General features: G+C 66.5%; 11 protein-coding genes. 5 read left to right on the top strand and 6 right to left on the bottom strand.

Translation table 11 applies throughout. The features are described 5' to 3' along the window. The first annotated feature begins 36 nt into the window (after window positions 1-36). From PCA10_RS26965 to PCA10_RS29300, 4 genes are all read left to right on the top strand, one after another. Window positions 37-1,200: an iron-containing alcohol dehydrogenase gene (locus PCA10_RS26965; RefSeq protein ID WP_016495262.1), complete on the top strand. Its 1,164-nt coding sequence runs from the start codon at window positions 37-39 to the stop codon at window positions 1,198-1,200. Window positions 1,201-1,226: 26 nt separating this feature from the next. Continuing rightward, window positions 1,227-1,664 (top strand): acyl-CoA thioesterase, encoded by a 438-nt coding sequence (locus PCA10_RS26960; RefSeq protein WP_016495261.1) that lies wholly within the window; start codon window positions 1,227-1,229, stop codon window positions 1,662-1,664. A gap of 286 nt (window positions 1,665-1,950) precedes the next feature. After that, window positions 1,951-3,195, top strand: coding sequence for a serine/threonine transporter SstT (gene sstT / locus PCA10_RS26955; RefSeq protein ID WP_016495260.1), 1,245 nt, complete (start codon window positions 1,951-1,953; stop codon window positions 3,193-3,195). 185 nt (window positions 3,196-3,380) lie between these two features. Then, complete coding sequence (locus PCA10_RS29300) at window positions 3,381-9,044, top strand: beta strand repeat-containing protein (RefSeq protein WP_016495259.1); 5,664 nt, start codon at window positions 3,381-3,383, stop codon at window positions 9,042-9,044. Window positions 9,045-9,119: 75 nt separating this feature from the next. Here PCA10_RS29300 and PCA10_RS26945 read toward each other — a convergent pair whose 3' ends face one another. From PCA10_RS26945 to PCA10_RS26925, 5 genes are all read right to left on the bottom strand, one after another. Beyond that, window positions 9,120-9,518, bottom strand: a complete 399-nt coding sequence (locus tag PCA10_RS26945) for a glycine zipper domain-containing protein (RefSeq protein WP_016495258.1) — start codon at window positions 9,516-9,518, stop codon at window positions 9,120-9,122. 167 nt (window positions 9,519-9,685) lie between these two features. Next, window positions 9,686-10,165: a hypothetical protein gene (locus PCA10_RS26940; RefSeq protein WP_016495257.1), complete on the bottom strand. Its 480-nt coding sequence runs from the start codon at window positions 10,163-10,165 to the stop codon at window positions 9,686-9,688. 383 nt (window positions 10,166-10,548) lie between these two features. Further along, entirely contained in the window at window positions 10,549-12,870 is a 2,322-nt protein-coding gene (locus PCA10_RS26935) for an FdhF/YdeP family oxidoreductase (RefSeq protein WP_016495256.1), read from the bottom strand. Next, window positions 12,867-13,712, bottom strand: coding sequence for a formate dehydrogenase accessory sulfurtransferase FdhD (gene fdhD, locus PCA10_RS26930; protein ID WP_016495255.1), 846 nt, complete (start codon window positions 13,710-13,712; stop codon window positions 12,867-12,869). The genes PCA10_RS26935 and fdhD overlap by 4 nt, the downstream gene beginning before the upstream one ends. A gap of 97 nt (window positions 13,713-13,809) precedes the next feature. Then, window positions 13,810-14,706 (bottom strand): LysR family transcriptional regulator, encoded by an 897-nt coding sequence (locus PCA10_RS26925; RefSeq protein ID WP_016495254.1) that lies wholly within the window; start codon window positions 14,704-14,706, stop codon window positions 13,810-13,812. A 127-nt stretch (window positions 14,707-14,833) separates the two neighbouring features. Here PCA10_RS26925 and lysM point away from each other — a divergent pair, with 127 nt between their 5' ends. Then, a complete protein-coding gene (gene lysM / locus PCA10_RS26920; RefSeq protein ID WP_016495253.1) occupies window positions 14,834-15,274 on the top strand; it encodes a peptidoglycan-binding protein LysM in 441 nt (146 codons plus the stop codon). 3 nt (window positions 15,275-15,277) lie between these two features. Here the strand turns inward: lysM and yrfG are convergent, their stop codons facing one another. After that, the gene (gene yrfG / locus PCA10_RS26915) at window positions 15,278-15,940 is read right to left on the bottom strand and encodes a GMP/IMP nucleotidase (protein WP_016495252.1); all 663 of its coding nucleotides are present in this window, start codon (window positions 15,938-15,940) and stop codon (window positions 15,278-15,280) included. Window positions 15,941-15,988 lie beyond the last annotated feature (48 nt).

The following is a 15,988-nucleotide window of genomic DNA, read 5'->3' as shown; positions in this document are numbered from 1 at the left end:
CGCCGGATCGCCACGACAACAACGGAGGACGCTTTGATGCAGCCCTTCAGCTTTGCCACCACCGCGCAGATCCTCTGCGAATCCGGCTCGGCCTTGCGTCTGGCCGAGCTTTGCCATGAGCGTGGCGCCCGGCGCGTGTTGCTGGTCACCGATCCGGGCATCACCCGGCTCGGCTTGCTGGATGACGTCCTTGCCGGCTTCGCCGCCACCGGTCTCACGGTGGCGGTCTATGACCAGGTCCAGGCCGATCCACCCGAGTCCGTGGTGCTGGAAGCGGTGCAGCTGGCGAAGACCCTGGGCGCCGAACTGGTGGTGGGCTTCGGCGGCGGCAGCTCCATGGACGTGGCCAAGCTGGTGGCGTTGCTGGCGCACCCCGACTGCCACCAGGGGCTTGTGGATATCTTTGGCGTGGGCAACGCCCGTGGCCGCCGCCTGCCTCTTCTGCAGGTGCCGACCACCGCCGGTACCGGTTCCGAGGTGACGCCCATCGCCATCGTCACCACCGGTGAAACCACCAAGATGGGCGTGGTCTCGCCCGTGCTGCTGCCGGACCTGGCGCTGCTGGACGCCGACCTCACCCTCGGCCTGCCGGCGGCCGTCACCGCCGCCACCGGCATCGACGCCATGGTCCATGCCATCGAGGCCTATACCAGTCGACTGAAGAAGAATCCGCTGTCCGACCTGCTGGCCCGCGAGGCCCTGCGTCTGCTGGCCGGCAACCTCGACGCCGTGGTGCAGAACGGCCACGACCGCGACGCGCGCCAGGCCATGCTGCTGGGCGCCTGCCTGGCCGGTCAGGCTTTCGCCAACGCCCCGGTGGCGGCGGTGCACGCTCTGGCCTACCCCCTGGGTGGCCACTTCCACATCCCCCACGGCCTGTCCAACGCCCTGGTGTTGCCCCAGGTGCTGGCGTTCAACGCCGAGGTGGCGGCGCCGCTCTACGCGGAGCTGGCACCGCTGGTGCTGGGGGCTCGGCTCAAGGCTGGCAGCGCGGCCAGCCTCAGCGAACAACTGATCGCCGAGCTGGCTGCCTTCAGCCAGCGCAGCGGCCTGCCCACCCGCCTGCGCGATGCCGGGGTGCCCGAGGCGATGTTGCCGCGCCTGGCCGACGACGCCATGTTGCAGCAACGCCTGCTGGTGAATAATCCTCGCGACGTCAGCCGGGACCAGGCCCTGGCCATCTACCAGGCCGCCTACTGACGACCCCGACCCAGGCAAGGAATCCCATGAGCCAACCCGAGCACCTGCGCAGCGACTACCGCCACTTCCAGCCCATCACCACCCGCTGGCACGACAACGACATCTACGGCCATGTGAACAACGTGGTCTATTACGGCTACTTCGACAGTGCGGTGAATGCCTACCTGATCGAACGCGGCGGCCTGGATATCCACGAGGGCGGCGTGGTGGGCTTCGTGGTGAGCTCTTCCTGCGACTATTTCGCCTCCATCGCCTTCCCCGACCGTATCGAAGTGGGACTGCGGGTGGGCAAGCTGGGCAACAGCTCGGTGCAGTACGAATTGGCGATCTTCAAGCAGGGCGAGGACGAGGCCTGCGCCGCCGGGCGCTTCGTCCACGTCTTCGTCGACCGCGAGAGCAATCGCCCGGTGCCGATTCCCGAGGCCCTGCGCGCCGCGCTGGCGGAGCTGGTGGTGGCCGGTTGACTTTCCTGTGGGGGCGAATGAGTTCGCCCCCACAGGCCATCCGCTCGCAAATGGACAGATTTGCGACATCCACTGGCCCGACCGTCCGTCCGCTCTACCCATCGCTGGCGTGAATCCGCACAATGCGCGCCAAACTCGAAACGCCCCGACCGCTGCGCGGTGACACACCACGCGGCGCGGCCTTTTCTTTTTCCGCTTGATCTGTGGCAGTGAAGGCGGGGCGACTTCGGCGTTCAATGTCCATTCCGGGCCGGCGTGTGCGGCCCGACGTTCAGCGGTACACGCCATGACCCATGCAAACGGCTCCATCCTGCAACGCTTGAAACGCACCAGCCTGGTGACCCGGATCATCATCGGCCTGCTCGCCGGCATCGTCCTCGCCCTGGTCTCTCCCGAGTCCGCCAGCGCCGTCGGCCTGCTCGGCAAGCTCTTCGTGACGGCCCTGAAAGCCGTGGCGCCGGTGCTGGTGTTCATCCTGGTGACGGCGGCCATCGCCAACCACAAACCGGGCGAACGCACCCATATCCGTCCGATCCTGCTGCTCTACCTGATCGGCACCTTCTCCGCCGCAGTGGTGGCCGTGCTGGCCTCCAGCCTGTTCCCGTCCACGCTCACCCTGGCCACCGGCGCCGCCGACCTGGCACCGCCCGGCAACATCTCCGAAGTGCTGCTCAGCCTGCTGTCCAGCGCCGTGACCAACCCGGTGACCGCACTGATGGAGGCCAACTTCATCGGTATCCTGGTCTGGGCCGTGGGCCTGGGCATCGCCATTCGCCAGGGCAGCGAAACCACCCGCAACGTGTTCGCCGACCTGTCCCATGGCGTGTCGCTGATCGTTCGCGTGGTGATCAGCTTCGCCCCGCTGGGCATCTTCGGCCTGGTGACCTCGACCCTGGCGGAAAACGGCGTCGGCGTGCTGGCCGACTACGCCCAATTGCTGGTGGTACTGCTGGGTTGCATGCTGTTCGTGGCCCTGGTGGTCAACCCGCTGATCGTGTTCTGGAAGATCCGCCGCAACCCGTACCCGCTGGTGCTGCTGTGCCTGCGCGAGAGCGGCATCACCGCCTTCTTCACCCGCAGCTCGGCGGCCAACATCCCGGTCAACCTGCAGCTCGCCGAAAAACTCGGCCTGCACGAGGACACCTACTCGGTGTCGATTCCCCTGGGCGCCACCATCAACATGGCCGGCGCGGCGATCACCATCACCGTGCTGACCCTGGCGGCGGTGAATACCCTGGGCATCGCCGTCGACATCCCCACCGCCATCCTCCTCAGCGTGGTGGCCTCGATCTGCGCCTGCGGCGCCTCCGGCGTGGCCGGTGGTTCGCTGCTGCTGATCCCGCTGGCCTGCAGCCTGTTCGGCATTCCCAGCGAAGTGGCGATGCAGGTGGTGGCCGTGGGCTTCATCATCGGCATCCTCCAGGACGCAGCCGAGACCGCGCTGAACTCCTCCACCGACGTGCTTTTCACCGCGGCCGCCTGCATGGCCAGCGGCGAGGTGGACGAGGCGCGCAGCCAGCAGATCGGCTGACGTTTTACCGGCGCCAATCCTTTCGAGGAGGGGCGCCGTGTGCGCTGAATGCAACGCATCAGCGTTCTGGCCCGCTCGTCCATGTAACCCGCCCCCCGTGCTAGCAAAGTGATGCCTGCCATCTAGTCTCCAGATGCTCTGGACCCCGCCCGGTCCATTTCGTCAATCCGCAGATGGAGCTAGCCATGGCCACCTTTGTTTATGGGGAAACCGTCGTAAACACCACCACCACGGGCAACCAGAACGAAGCGGATGTCGTGGCGCTCACCGACGGCGGCTATGTGGTGGTGTGGAAGGGGGCGGGGGCTGGCGACACCGACGGAATCTTCACCCAGCGCTATGACGCCAAGGGTGTCGCGATAGGCCTGGAGACCCGCGTCAATACCGTCGTGACCGGCGTGCAGAACAACCCCTCCATAGTGGCCCTGCTCAACGGCGGCTATGTGGTGACCTGGATCACCGAGGCCGCCGGCGGCGTCGACGCTGAAATCTTCATGCAGCGCTATGACGCCAGCGGCGCCAAGCTGGGGGTCGAGACCCGGGTCAACACCACGACGTCGAACTGGCAGTACAACCCCGAAATCACTGGATTGACCGACGGCGGCTTCGTGGTTGCCTGGGCATCGGATGGCCAGGACGGCAGTCTCGGCACCAGCTGCCTGCAGCGCTACGATGCCAATGGCGTGAAGGTCGGCGCTGAGGTCGTGGTCAACACGACCACTGCCGGTCCCCAGGACTACCCCACCATCTCGGGTCTTGCCGATGGTGGCTACCTGGTGGTGTGGGAAGGGGCTGGAAGCGGTGACACCTACGGCATCTTCGCGCAGCGCTTCAACGCCAGCGGCGCGAAGGCGGGCGCGGAAACCCGCATCAACACCGACGTGCTCGACAGTCAGGACGAACCCGCCATAGCGCCACTGGCCAATGGTGGCTATGTCGTCACCTGGGAGACCATCCAGGACAGCACGGACGGCACCACGGACACCTTCGTCCAGCTTTTCAATGCCGCGGGTACCCCGGTGGGCGCGCAGGTGCGGGTCAACACCACCATCGTTGGCTCCCAGGGCGAACCTGAGATCACCGCGCTGTTCGACGGCGGTTACCTGCTGCTCTGGTGTGGGAGTGGCGGCGGCGATGCGGACGGGATCTTCGCCCAGCGCTTCAACTCCAGTGGGGCCAAGGTCGGCCTGGAAGTCAGGATCAATACCACCACCGCCAATATCCAGGATTTCCCGCACGTCACTCTGCTGGTCGACGGCAGCTACGTGATCACCTGGGATACCTACGACGCCACCGGCCTGGTCGCCGATGTCCATTCCCAGCGTTTCGATGCCAATGGCAACCGCCTGACGGGCATGACCGGAGACGCGCTGGCGAATGTCCTGACATGGACGGGCGTGGGTGCCGCGATCATCGAAGGGTTCGCGGGGAACGACCAACTGACCGGCGCGGCGATGAACGATCACCTCGATGGTGGGTTGGGCGACGATGTGCTCGATGGCGGGCTCGGCGCTGATCGCATGCTCGGGGGGGATGGCTCCGATATCTACCTCGTCAACAGCCTGTTCGATATCGTCAGCGAAACCAATGCGCTGGCGGCGACTGGCGGCACTGACAGCGTCTACAGCTTCCTGGGTGCCTATACCCTGGGGGCCAACGTGGAGAACCTGCGCCTGCTGGCGACTGGCGCGGCCAACGGCACCGGCAACGCCCTTGCCAACACCTTGTTCGCCGGGGCGGGCAACAACGTCCTGGATGGCGGTACCGGTGTCGACACCGCCTCCTACCTCTATGCGACGGCGGCGGTGACCGCCAGCCTGGCGGTGACGACGGCCCAGGCGACCGGGGGCTCGGGCAGCGACACGCTGCTGAACTTCGAGAACCTGGTGGGCAGCAACTTCAACGACACCCTGACCGGCAATGCCGGATCGAACGCCCTCGACGGCGGTCTCGGCAACGATGTGCTGATCGGTGGCGACGGTTCCGATGCCTACTTCGTCAATGCGGCGGGCGATGTGGTCAGCGAGACCAATGCGCTGGTGGCCACCGGCGGCAACGACATCGTGTACAGCTCCCTGGCGGCCTACACCCTGGGCGCCAACGTGGAGAGTTTGCGCATTCAGGCGTCTGGTGCGGCCAACGGCACCGGCAACGCCCTCGACAACACCCTGTTCGCGGGTGCGGGCAACAACGTGCTCGATGGTGGGGCCGGCATCGACACCGCTTCCTACCTCTATGCGACGGCGGCGGTTACCGCCAGCCTGGCGGTGACGACCGCCCAGGCAACCGGGGGCTCGGGCAGTGACACACTGCTGGCCTTCGAGAACCTGGTGGGCAGCAACTTCAACGACACCCTGACCGGCAATGCCGGATCGAATGCCCTCGACGGCGGCCTCGGCAACGATGTGCTGATCGGTGGCGACGGTTCCGATGTCTACTTCGTCAACGCCGTGGGCGATGTGGTCAGCGAGACCAACGCGGCGGCGACTGGCGGCAGCGACGTGGTGTACAGCTCCCTGGCGACCTACACCTTGACTGCCAACGTGGAGAACCTGCGCCTGCAGGCGACCGGTGCGGCCAATGGCACCGGCAACGGCCTCGCCAACACCCTGTTCGCCGGGGCTGGCAACAACGTGTTGAATGGTGGGGCCGGCGTCGACACCGCGTCCTACCTCTATGCAACGGCGGCGGTGACCGCCAGCCTGGCGGTGACCACCGCCCAGGCAACCGGGGGCTCGGGCAGCGACACACTGCTGAACGTCGAGAGCCTGGCAGGCAGCAATTTCAACGACAGGCTGACCGGCAACGCCAGCAGCAATGTCCTCGACGGTGGTCTGGGCAATGACGTGCTGATCGGTGGCGACGGTTCCGATGCCTACTTCGTCGATGCAGCGGGCGATGTGGTCAGTGAGACCAACGCGGCGGCGACTGGCGGCAGCGACACGGTGTACAGCTCGCTGGCGGCCTATACCTTGGGCGCCAACGTGGAGAATTTGCGCCTGCTGGCAACTGGCGCGGCCAATGGCACCGGCAACGCCCTTGCCAACACCCTGTTCGCCGGCGCGGGCAACAACGTGCTGAATGGCGGGACCGGCGAAGACACCGCCTCCTACCTCCAGGCGACGGCGGCGGTGACCGCCAGCCTGGCATTGACGACGGCCCAGGCGACCGGGGGCTCGGGCAGTGACACGCTGCTGGCCTTCGAGAACCTGACGGGGAGCAACTTCAACGACCGACTGACCGGCAACGCGGGGGGCAATGTCCTCGACGGAGGTCTGGGCAATGACGTGCTGATCGGTGGCGACGGTTCCGATACCTACTTCGTCAACGCTGCGGGCGATGTGGTCAGCGAGACCAATGCGGCGGCGACTGGCGGCAGCGACACGGTCTACAGCGCCCTGACGGCCTATACCTTGGGCGCCAACGTGGAGAACCTGCGCCTGCTCGCAACCGGTGCAGCCAACGGCACCGGCAATGCGCTCGCCAATACCCTGTTCGCGGGGGCGGGCAACAACGTGCTGAACGGTGGGGCTGGCGTCGACACCGCCTCCTACGCCGCTGCTGCTGCGGCGGTGACCGTCAGCCTGGCCCTGACGACCGCCCAGGCAACCGGGGGCTCGGGCAGTGACACGCTGCTGGCCTTCGAGAACCTGGTGGGCAGCAACTTCAACGACAGGCTGACCGGCAACGCCGGGGCCAATGTCCTCGATGGCGGTATCGGTAATGACGTGCTGATCGGCGGGGATGGCTCCGATAACTACTTCGTCAACGCGGTGGGCGATGTGGTCAGCGAGACCAACGCGGCGGCGACTGGTGGCAGCGACACGGTTTACAGCTCGCTAGCGGCCTATACCCTGGGCGCCAACGTGGAGAATCTGCGCCTGCAGTCGACTGGTGCGGCCAATGGCACCGGCAACACCCTCGACAACACCCTGTACGCGGCTGCTGGCAACAACGTGTTGAATGGTGGGGCCGGCGTCGACACTGTCGTCTACGTCTCCGCGACAGCGGCGATAACCGCCAGCCTGGCCCTGACGACCGCGCAGGCAACCGGGGGCTCGGGCAGTGACACGCTGCTGAATTTCGAGAACCTGGTGGGCAGCAACTTCAATGACAGGCTGACCGGCAACGCCGGGAGCAATGTCCTCGACGGCGCTCTCGGCAATGACGTGATGATCGGCGGGGATGGTTCCGATAACTACTTCGTCAACGCGGTGGGCGATGTGGTCAGCGAAACCAACGCGGCGGCGACCGGCGGCAGCGACACGGTGTACAGCTCCCTGGCGGCCTACACCCTGGGTGCCAACGTGGAGATCTTGCGCCTGCAGTCGGCTGGTGCGGCCAATGGCACCGGCAACGCCCTCGACAACACCCTGTACGCGGGGGCGGGCAACAACGTGTTGAATGGCGGGGCCGGCGTCGACACCGTCGCCTACGTCTCCGCGACGGCCGCGGTGACCGCCAGCCTGGCCCTGACGACCGCCCAGGCCACCGGGGGCTCGGGCAGCGACACGCTGCTGAATTTCGAGAACCTGGTGGGCAGCAACTTCAATGACAGGCTGACCGGCAACGCCGGGAGCAATGTCCTCGACGGCGCTCTCGGCAATGACGTGATGATCGGCGGGGATGGTTCCGATAACTACTTCGTCAACGCGGTGGGCGATGTGGTCAGCGAAACCAACGCGGCGGCGACCGGCGGCAGCGACACGGTGTACAGCTCCCTGGCGGCCTACACCCTGGGTGCCAACGTGGAGATCTTGCGCCTGCAGTCGGCTGGTGCGGCCAATGGCACCGGCAACGCCCTCGACAACACCCTGTACGCGGGGGCGGGCAACAACGTGTTGAATGGCGGGGCCGGCGTCGACACTGTCGCCTACGTCTCCGCGACGGCCGCGGTGACCGCCAGCCTGGCCCTGACGACCGCCCAGGCCACCGGGGGCTCGGGCAGCGACACGCTGTTGAACTTCGAGAACCTGGTGGGCAGCAACTTCAATGACCGGCTGACCGGCAATGCCGCAGGCAACGTCCTCGACGGAGGTCTGGGCAATGACGTGATGATCGGCGGCGATGGTTCCGATACCTACTTCGTCAACGCAGTGGGCGATGTCGTCAGCGAGACCAATGCGGTGGCGGCGACCGGTGGCGGCGACGTGGTGCTCAGCTCACTGGCGGCCTACACCCTGGGCGCCAACGTGGAGGGTTTGCGCCTGACGGCGACCGGCGCGGCGAATGGCACCGGCAATGCCCTCGCCAACACCCTGTTCGCGGGTGCGGGCAACAACGTGCTCAATGGTGGGGCCGGCGTCGACACCGCGTCCTACCTCTATGCGACCGCGGCGGTGAACGCCAGCCTGGCCGTGACGACCGCCCAGGCAACCGGGGGCTCGGGCAGCGACACGCTGCTGGCCTTCGAGAACCTGGTGGGCAGCAACTTCAACGACATCCTTACCGGTAACGCCGCCACCAACCTCCTGGACGGTGGTCTCGGCAACGACGTGCTGATCGGTGGCGCCGGCGCGGACCATCTGTTCGGCGGCGCGGGGCTGGATCGATTCGACTTCAATGCCCTTGGCGAGATGGGAGTGGGTGCCCTGCGCGATGTGGTGCGGGACTTCCAGCGGGCCCAAGGCGACAAGATCGATCTGTCGACCCTGGATGCCAACGTCGCCACCGTTGCCAATGACGCATTCACCTTCATCGGCGGGAATGCCTTCAGTGCCAATGCGACGGGGCAGCTGCGCTTCGCCAACGGCATTCTGTTCGGCAGCACCGATGCCGATGCCGCAGCCGAGTTCGAGATCGGGCTGGTCGGCGTGACGACCTTCGCCGGCGTCGACCTCATTGCATGACGGCTCGGTAGGGGGATCGATCTTGCTCGAAACGAAAAAGCCCGGCATCTGCCGGGCTTTTTCATGCTCGCCGGATCAGTGGCGATGCTTGCGGTGCTTGCGGTGACCGTCGTGGTCATCCTTGGTCAGCTCGGTGGCGATGGCGCCGCCAGCGGCGCCGCCCAGGCCTGCGCCAATGGCCGAACCGGTGGAGCCGCCCAGGGCGCGACCGGCTACCGAGCCGCCCGCGGCGCCAAGGCCACCGCCAATGGCGGCTTCGGTCTTCTTGCCGCTCTTGGCGGTCATGGCACCGCCCGCCGCACCACCCAGGCCAGCGCCGATGGCCGCGCCGGTGCTACCACCGACGGCATTGCCGACGACGTTGCCCAGGGTGCCGCCGAGGCCGCCGCCGATGGCGTTGTTGAGGGTCTCGCCGGCTACGGCGGCCTGGGTCGCCAGGAGGCTGAAGGCGAGGGCGGTTACTGCTTTGCGCATGTTGCTGAATCTCCGTATCGAAGGGGATGTCCATGGTCCGGCGGGGGCCGGGGTGACCATGACGCAGGTGGAATTATGGAGTGTGCAGGGGGCCGGTCGTCGCTCGACCAGGTCTCGCCGTGCTGGAAAAAGCCCGCATTACGCGGGCTTTTTCGGGGAGGGGGTGCTCAATCGTCCCAGTGACGGTGTTTGTGCTTGCGATGGCCCCAGCCATGGCCGTGACGGTGCTTGTGGCGGCCCTCGCGGTAATAGCGGCGGTCGCCATCGTAGTCGTCATCGTCGTAGCGGTTGCGGTCGCCGAACTCGTTGCCCAGCGCGCCACCCGCGCCGCCGCCGAGGGCCGCGCCGATCAGGCCACCGGTGGTGCCGCCCATCTGCCGGCCGACAACCTGGCCGCCCGCGGCGCCCAGGCCACCGCCGATGGCGGCTTCGGTACGGTTGCGTTTCGGGGCCGCTACCGCGCCGCCGGCTGCACCACCCACGCCGGCGCCAATGGCTGCACCGGTACTGCCGCCGACTGCGTTGCCGACAACGGACCCCAGGACCCCGCCCAGCGCGCCGCCAATACCGGCTTCGGTATTGCCGCCCGCGAAGGCGCTGCCGCTGGCGAGGCCAAGGGACAGGAGAAGGATCGAGGTGTACTTCATGGTGAGGGTCGCCTCAGTGGTTTTGGTGAGGCGATATTTACTGTGGGAAATTACTTACGCAAGTGTCGGACGACGAAAAGCAGCAACTTTCGCTATTTTTTTAATTGTTTGATTTGGCAGCAGAACTTTTTCTGATTTGGCGTGTCTGAGTCCTAATCCCGCCCGCTGTTTCCCTGCCTTTCAAGCCTTTTGCCATACTGGCAAACTGCCAATAAACAACAAAGTTCCGTTGCGACTTTATATAGTCGTTCATTCCGTATTTCAAATTATTTCTGGCGAATACAACTTCGTCGAACAATTGACTTTGTTCAACTCGAAGTTTGCTTGTTCAGTTGGTATTCCGCCTGGCCGGTGCAACGCACGCGGCCGGGCGGGAGTGCATCTCAAAGGATGCGACCGTTGTCGCGGGCGGCTTCGAGGCGGATGGCCACGAACTTGGAGGTGGGGGTGTAGCTGCCGTCGCCGTAGCTTTCCAGGGGCACCAGGGGGTTGGTCTCGGGGTAATAGGCGGCGGCCTGGCCGGCGGGGATGTCAAAGGCCAGCAGGTTGAAGCCCGAGACCCGACGTTCCACGCCATCGTCCCAGAGGGTCACCAGGTCTACTTTCTGCCCGGGCTCGAAGCCCAGGCGGCGGATGTCCGTCTCATTGGCGAAGACCACGTCGCGCTGGCCGCGTACGCCACGGTAGCGGTCGTCCAGGCCGTAGATGGTGGTGTTGTACTGGTCGTGGGAGCGCAGGGTCTGGAGGATCAGGTGAGGCGTCTGGCCGGTGCGGCGGACCTTCTCATGGAGCAGGTCCTCGGGCAGCGGGTTGGCCTTGAAGTTGGCGCGACCGTTGGCGGTGCTCCATTGCCGGGCATTGGCGCTGTTGCCCAGGTAGAACCCCCCCGGGTGCTGCACGCGGCGGTTGAAGTCGTCGAAGCCGGGAATGGTGTCGGCGATCAGCTCGCGGATGCGGTCGTAGTCGGCGATCAGCGCGTCCCAGTCCACCGGGTGGCCGCCCAGGGTGGCCTTGGCGATGCCGGCGATGATGGCCGGCTCCGAGCGCATCTCGCGGGAAGACGGCTCCAGCTGGCCGAAGGAGGCGTGGATCATGCTGAAGGAGTCTTCCACCGTTACCGCTTGCGGGCCGTTGGCCTGGTAGTCGATGTCGGTCCGGCCCAGGCACGGCAGGATCAGCGCCTCCTGGCCGACGGTGAGGTGGCTGCGGTTGAGCTTGGTGCTGATCTGCACCGTCAGCTCGCAGTTCTGCAGGGCGGCGTGGGTGCGGGGGCTGTCCGGGGTGGCCTGGGCGAAGTTGCCGCCCAGGCCGATAAAGACCTTGGCCGCGCCGCCCAGCATGGCGTTGATGGCCTCCACCGTGTTGTGGCCGTTCTCCCGCGGTACCTTGAAGCCGAAGCGCTTCTCCAGGGCATCCAGCAGCGCCGCCGGCGGGCGATCGTTGATGCCCATGGTGCGGTCGCCCTGCACGTTGCTGTGGCCGCGCACCGGGCAGAGGCCGGCACCGGGGCGACCGACGTTGCCGCGCAGGAGCTGCAGGTTGACGATTTCCTGGATGGTCGGCACCGAATGGCGGTGCTGGGTGATGCCCATGGCCCAGCAGATGATCACGTTGCCGGCGTCGCGGTAGATGCGCGCGGCGATCTCGATCTCGTCCAGGCCCAGGCCCGATTGCTGCTCGATCTGCGCCCAGGGCGTGGCGTCCACTTCGGCCAGGTAGGCGTCGACGCCTTCGCTGTGTTCGGCGATGAAGGCGTGGTCGAACACTGGCGCCTCGCCATTGGCCAGGGCCTCGCGTTCCCATTGCAGGAGGAACTTGGCGATACCACGGATGGCCGCCATGTCGCCGCCCAGGGCCGGGCGGAAGAACGCGGTGTTCAGCGGCCGCGAGCCGTTGCTGAGCATTTCCAGGGCGTGCTGCGGGTGCTGGAAGCGTTCCAGGCCGCGCTCCTTGAGCGGGTTGAAGCAGACCACCTGGGCGCCGCGCTTTACCGCTTCACGCAGGGGTTCGAGCATGCGCGGGTGGTTGGTGCCGGGGTTCTGGCCGAGCACGAAGATGGCGTCGGCGTGCTCGAAGTCGTGGAAGGTCACGCTGCCCTTGCCCACTCCCAGGCTCTGGCCCAGGGCCACGCCGCTGGCCTCGTGGCACATGTTCGAGCAGTCGGGGAAGTTGTTGGTGCCGAAGGCGCGGACGAACAGCTGGTAGAGGTAGGCCGCCTCGTTGCTGGCGCGGCCGGAGGTGTAGAACTCGGCCTGGTGCGGGCTTTCCAGCTGGTTCAGGTGGCGCGCCACCAGGGCGAAGGCCTTCTCCCAGCTGACGGGCACGTAGTGGTCGGTCTGGCGGTCGTAGCGCATGGGCTGGGTCAGCCGGCCCTGGTACTCGAGCCAGTAGTCGCTCTGTTCGCGCAGCTGGCTGACGCTGTAGCGGGCGAAGAAGGCGGCATCCACCCGGCGCTTGGTGGCTTCCCAGTTGACCGCCTTGGCGCCGTTTTCGCAGAACTTGATGCGGCCGTCCTCGGGGGAGTCGCCCCAGGCGCAGCCGGGGCAGTCGAAGCCGCCGTTCTGGTTGGTCTTGAGCAGGGCGCGCAGGTTCTTGAACGGTTGTTTGCTGTCCAGCCAGAAGCGGGTGACGCTTTTCAGCGCGCCCCAGCCGGCCGCGGCGCCTTTGTAGGGTTTGTAGCGGGGATCTACGGGTTGCAGGCTCATTGGCTCGGGACTTCTGGGTGCGGCGCCGGGCTGTAGACCCGCGGGGCACTGTGGTGGGGCAGGTGAATGAGGTTGAGGTGGTGCCGGCGCGCCCATTCCACCGTCAGGGTGGTGGGGGCGGAAAGGCTGACCAGGGTCGACAGGCCGGCGCGCACCGCCTTGTGGATAAGTTCCAGGCTGCAGCGGCTGGTGACCACGGCGAAACCGGCGCGTGGGTCCAGGCCCTCTCGCAGCAGGGCGCCGATCAGTTTGTCGAGGGCGTTGTGGCGGCCGATGTCTTCGCGGCACAGGCGCAGCTCGCCCGTGGCGTCGACGAACAGCGCGGCGTGCAGGGCGCCACTGCGGCGGGCCAGCTCCTGGGCGGCGTTGATACGTTCGCGCAGGTCGAGGAAATGTTCGGCCGGCGGCAGGGGCGCCGGGGCCAGGGAACGCAGTTCGGGCAGCGCCTGCTCCAGCGCTTCCACGCCGCAGAGTCCGCAGCCGGTGGTGCCGGCGAGGTTGCGGCGCTGTTCCTTGAGTGACCAGAAGGCGCGGTTGCCGATGTCCACTTCCGCGTGCAGGGCGATGCCCTCGCCTTCGACCTGGATGTCATAGATATCGTCGATGGATTGCACCACGGCGTTGCTCAGGCTGAAGCCGGCGACGAAGTCCTCGAGGGCGCTGGGGGAAACCATCATGACGGCATAGCCGATACCGTTGTAGGAAATCGCCAGGGCGCATTCTTCGGCCAGGGCGGCGTCTTCCACGCGCGCGTTGCCGTCCAGCTCGGCATATTGATAGCCGGTGGGTTCGGGGGGGTTATCCACAGCGGTGGGATGGCGCTTGGCGTCTGGGTTCGGCATGGAGAGTGCCCCCTGTGACGGATTGACTCAGCCATCCTAGGCGCGCCAGGCGGGAGCGTCTAATCGCTAATCCCGATACGGTGATCGAGCGCGTCTATCACTGGGCCGTTTCAAGCCCCAGCAGGGTCCGCGCTTCGGAAAAACAGGCATCCGCCAGCGCCGAGCGTGGCGCGCCACGGCGCAGGATCAGGCCCAGTGGGGCCAGGGTGCGGGCGTCCTCGATGGGCGTCAGCGCCAAGTGTTCGGTGAAGTCGTCCAGGCCGCTTTCCAGCGGCATGATCGCGCAGCACAGGCCGGCGCTCACGGCTTGCAGCAGTTGGTGCACGGCGTCGGTCTCCAGGCGCGCCTGGGGCGACAGGCCGCGACTGCGGAAGCCGTGGTCGATGGACTGGCGGAAGTGCATGCCGGCGGAAAGCAGCCCCAGGGGCAGGTCCACCAGGCTTTCCCAGGACAGAGCCGGGGTGTCGAAGTTGAAATGCCGGCGGTCGTGCAACAGGCCCATGCGGGTCTGCGCCAGCTCCAGGCTTTCGAAGTGCTCGCGATCCAGGCGGTCGAGGTAGGAGAGGCCGAGGTCCAGCTGGTTGCGCGCCAGGCCTTCGAGAATCTGTTCCGAACTCAGGGAGAACAGCTGGAAGCGCAGGCTCGGATGCGGCACCGAGAAGGCCTCCACCAGGCGCATGGGGTCGAAGCCCGCCAGGGGCACCATGCCCAGGCGCAAGGTGCCCACCAGATGGCCGCGGCAGGCCGCCGCCTCGGCGTAGAGGCCGTCGTGGGCGGCCAGCAGGGTGCGCGCCCAGGCCAGCACGCGCAGGCCGGCGTCGGTGAAGCCCTCGAAGCGCTGGCTGCGGACCACCAGTTCCAGCCCCAGTTCTTCTTCCAGGCTGCGCAGGCGCATGGACAGCGTCGGCTGGGTGACGTGGCAGCGCGCGGCGGCCTGGCCGAAGTGGCGGGTTTCCTCCAGTGCGATGAGGAACTTCAGTTGCTTGATGTCCATGCCGGCTCCTTGGGGTGCCCGCGAATTCTAGCCTGTCGTCGCCGCGATCAGGTGGCTCCGGGAGGGGCATCTAGACTTGCACCTCCCAGGCGCGCTGCGCCATCCCAATGGACCGAGAGGATCTGACATGGGCATCTTCGACTTTGTCAAAGAAGCAGGTGTGAAGCTGTGGGAAACACTGGTGGGCCAGGAAGCCCAGGCCGCCGAGTCGCTGAAGGAGCACGTGGCCAAGGTGGGCCTGGGCAACCCGGCCATCGAGCTGACGGTCGAAGGTGACAAGGTGATCGCCCGTGGCGAGGTGGCGACCCAGGAAGAGAAGGAGAAGATCCTCCTGGCCCTGGGCAACGTCGAGGGTGTGGCCCAGGTCGAAGACCAGATCAGCGTCACCGCCCCGGCCGTGACACCGGCCCGTTTCGTCACGGTGAAGAAGGGCGACACCCTGAGTGCCATCGCCAAGGCCGAGTACGGCAATGCCAATGCCTACATGAAGATCTTCGAGGCGAACAAGCCGATGCTTTCGCATCCGGACAAGATCTATCCGGGGCAGGTACTGCGAATCCCTGAGTAAGGGTCAGAGCCCGACGCTCAGGCTCCGATAGCTGTCCACCGCGGCGAACTCCTCGGTGTCCTTCGGGCCCTTGCGGCTGTCCGGCTCGCGCACCGCCAGCAGGTGGGCCACGCCGTAGCGGCCGGCGCTGCGCAGGATCGGCAGGCTGTCGTCGATGAACAGGCTGCGCGACGCGTCGAAACCGAAGTCCTGCTGCAAGGCCTGCCAGAACTGCTGGTCCTCCTTGGGGTAGCCGTAGTCGTGGGAGCTGATCAGGCGGTCGAACCAGGGTGCCAGTTGCACGCGCTCCAGCTTCAGCGACAGCGAGTCGCGGTGGGCGTTGGTGATCAGCGCCACGCGCTTGCCGGCGCGGCGCAGGCTGGCGAGGAAGAGGTCGGCGTCCGGGCGCAGGGCGATCAGGTGCGCGACCTCGCGCTTGAGGTCGCGGATCGACAGGCGCAGCTCGCGGCTCCAGAAGTCCGTGCAGTACCAGTTGAGCTGTCCGGCGTTGTCGCGGAACAGCGGCAGCAGCTCGGCGTCGGCCAGTTCACGGCTGATGCCGTGATGCTCGGCGTAGCGCTGCGGCAGGTACTCCATCCAGAAGTGATTGTCGAAGTGCAGGTCGAGCAGGGTGCCGTCCATGTCGAGCAGCACGGTATCGATCTGGTTCCAGGGCAATTGCGGCATGGTCGGATTCGGTGGTTGCGGGAGGCTGTCGCCTTTGCATCGCAGGCC

The organism is Pseudomonas resinovorans NBRC 106553, from assembly GCF_000412695.1.
GTDB classification, from domain to species: Bacteria; Pseudomonadota; Gammaproteobacteria; order Pseudomonadales; family Pseudomonadaceae; genus Metapseudomonas; species Metapseudomonas resinovorans_A.
This window is presented reverse-complemented; position numbering and strand designations above follow the sequence as displayed.

Bases quoted from the DNA above. Each gene is read 5' to 3' on its own strand.
- PCA10_RS26965 (WP_016495262.1), top strand. From the start codon at position 37: ATGCAGCCCTTCAGCTTTGCCACCACCGCGCAGATCCTCTGCGAATCC.
- PCA10_RS26960 (WP_016495261.1), top strand. From the start codon at position 1,227: ATGAGCCAACCCGAGCACCTGCGCAGCGACTACCGCCACTTCCAGCCC.
- sstT (WP_016495260.1), top strand. From the start codon at position 1,951: ATGACCCATGCAAACGGCTCCATCCTGCAACGCTTGAAACGCACCAGC.
- PCA10_RS29300 (WP_016495259.1), top strand. From the start codon at position 3,381: ATGGCCACCTTTGTTTATGGGGAAACCGTCGTAAACACCACCACCACG.
- PCA10_RS26945 (WP_016495258.1), bottom strand. From the start codon at position 9,518: ATGCGCAAAGCAGTAACCGCCCTCGCCTTCAGCCTCCTGGCGACCCAG.
- PCA10_RS26940 (WP_016495257.1), bottom strand. From the start codon at position 10,165: ATGAAGTACACCTCGATCCTTCTCCTGTCCCTTGGCCTCGCCAGCGGC.
- PCA10_RS26935 (WP_016495256.1), bottom strand. From the start codon at position 12,870: ATGAGCCTGCAACCCGTAGATCCCCGCTACAAACCCTACAAAGGCGCC.
- fdhD (WP_016495255.1), bottom strand. From the start codon at position 13,712: ATGCCGAACCCAGACGCCAAGCGCCATCCCACCGCTGTGGATAACCCC.
- PCA10_RS26925 (WP_016495254.1), bottom strand. From the start codon at position 14,706: ATGGACATCAAGCAACTGAAGTTCCTCATCGCACTGGAGGAAACCCGC.
- lysM (WP_016495253.1), top strand. From the start codon at position 14,834: ATGGGCATCTTCGACTTTGTCAAAGAAGCAGGTGTGAAGCTGTGGGAA.
- yrfG (WP_016495252.1), bottom strand. From the start codon at position 15,940: ATGCCGCAATTGCCCTGGAACCAGATCGATACCGTGCTGCTCGACATG.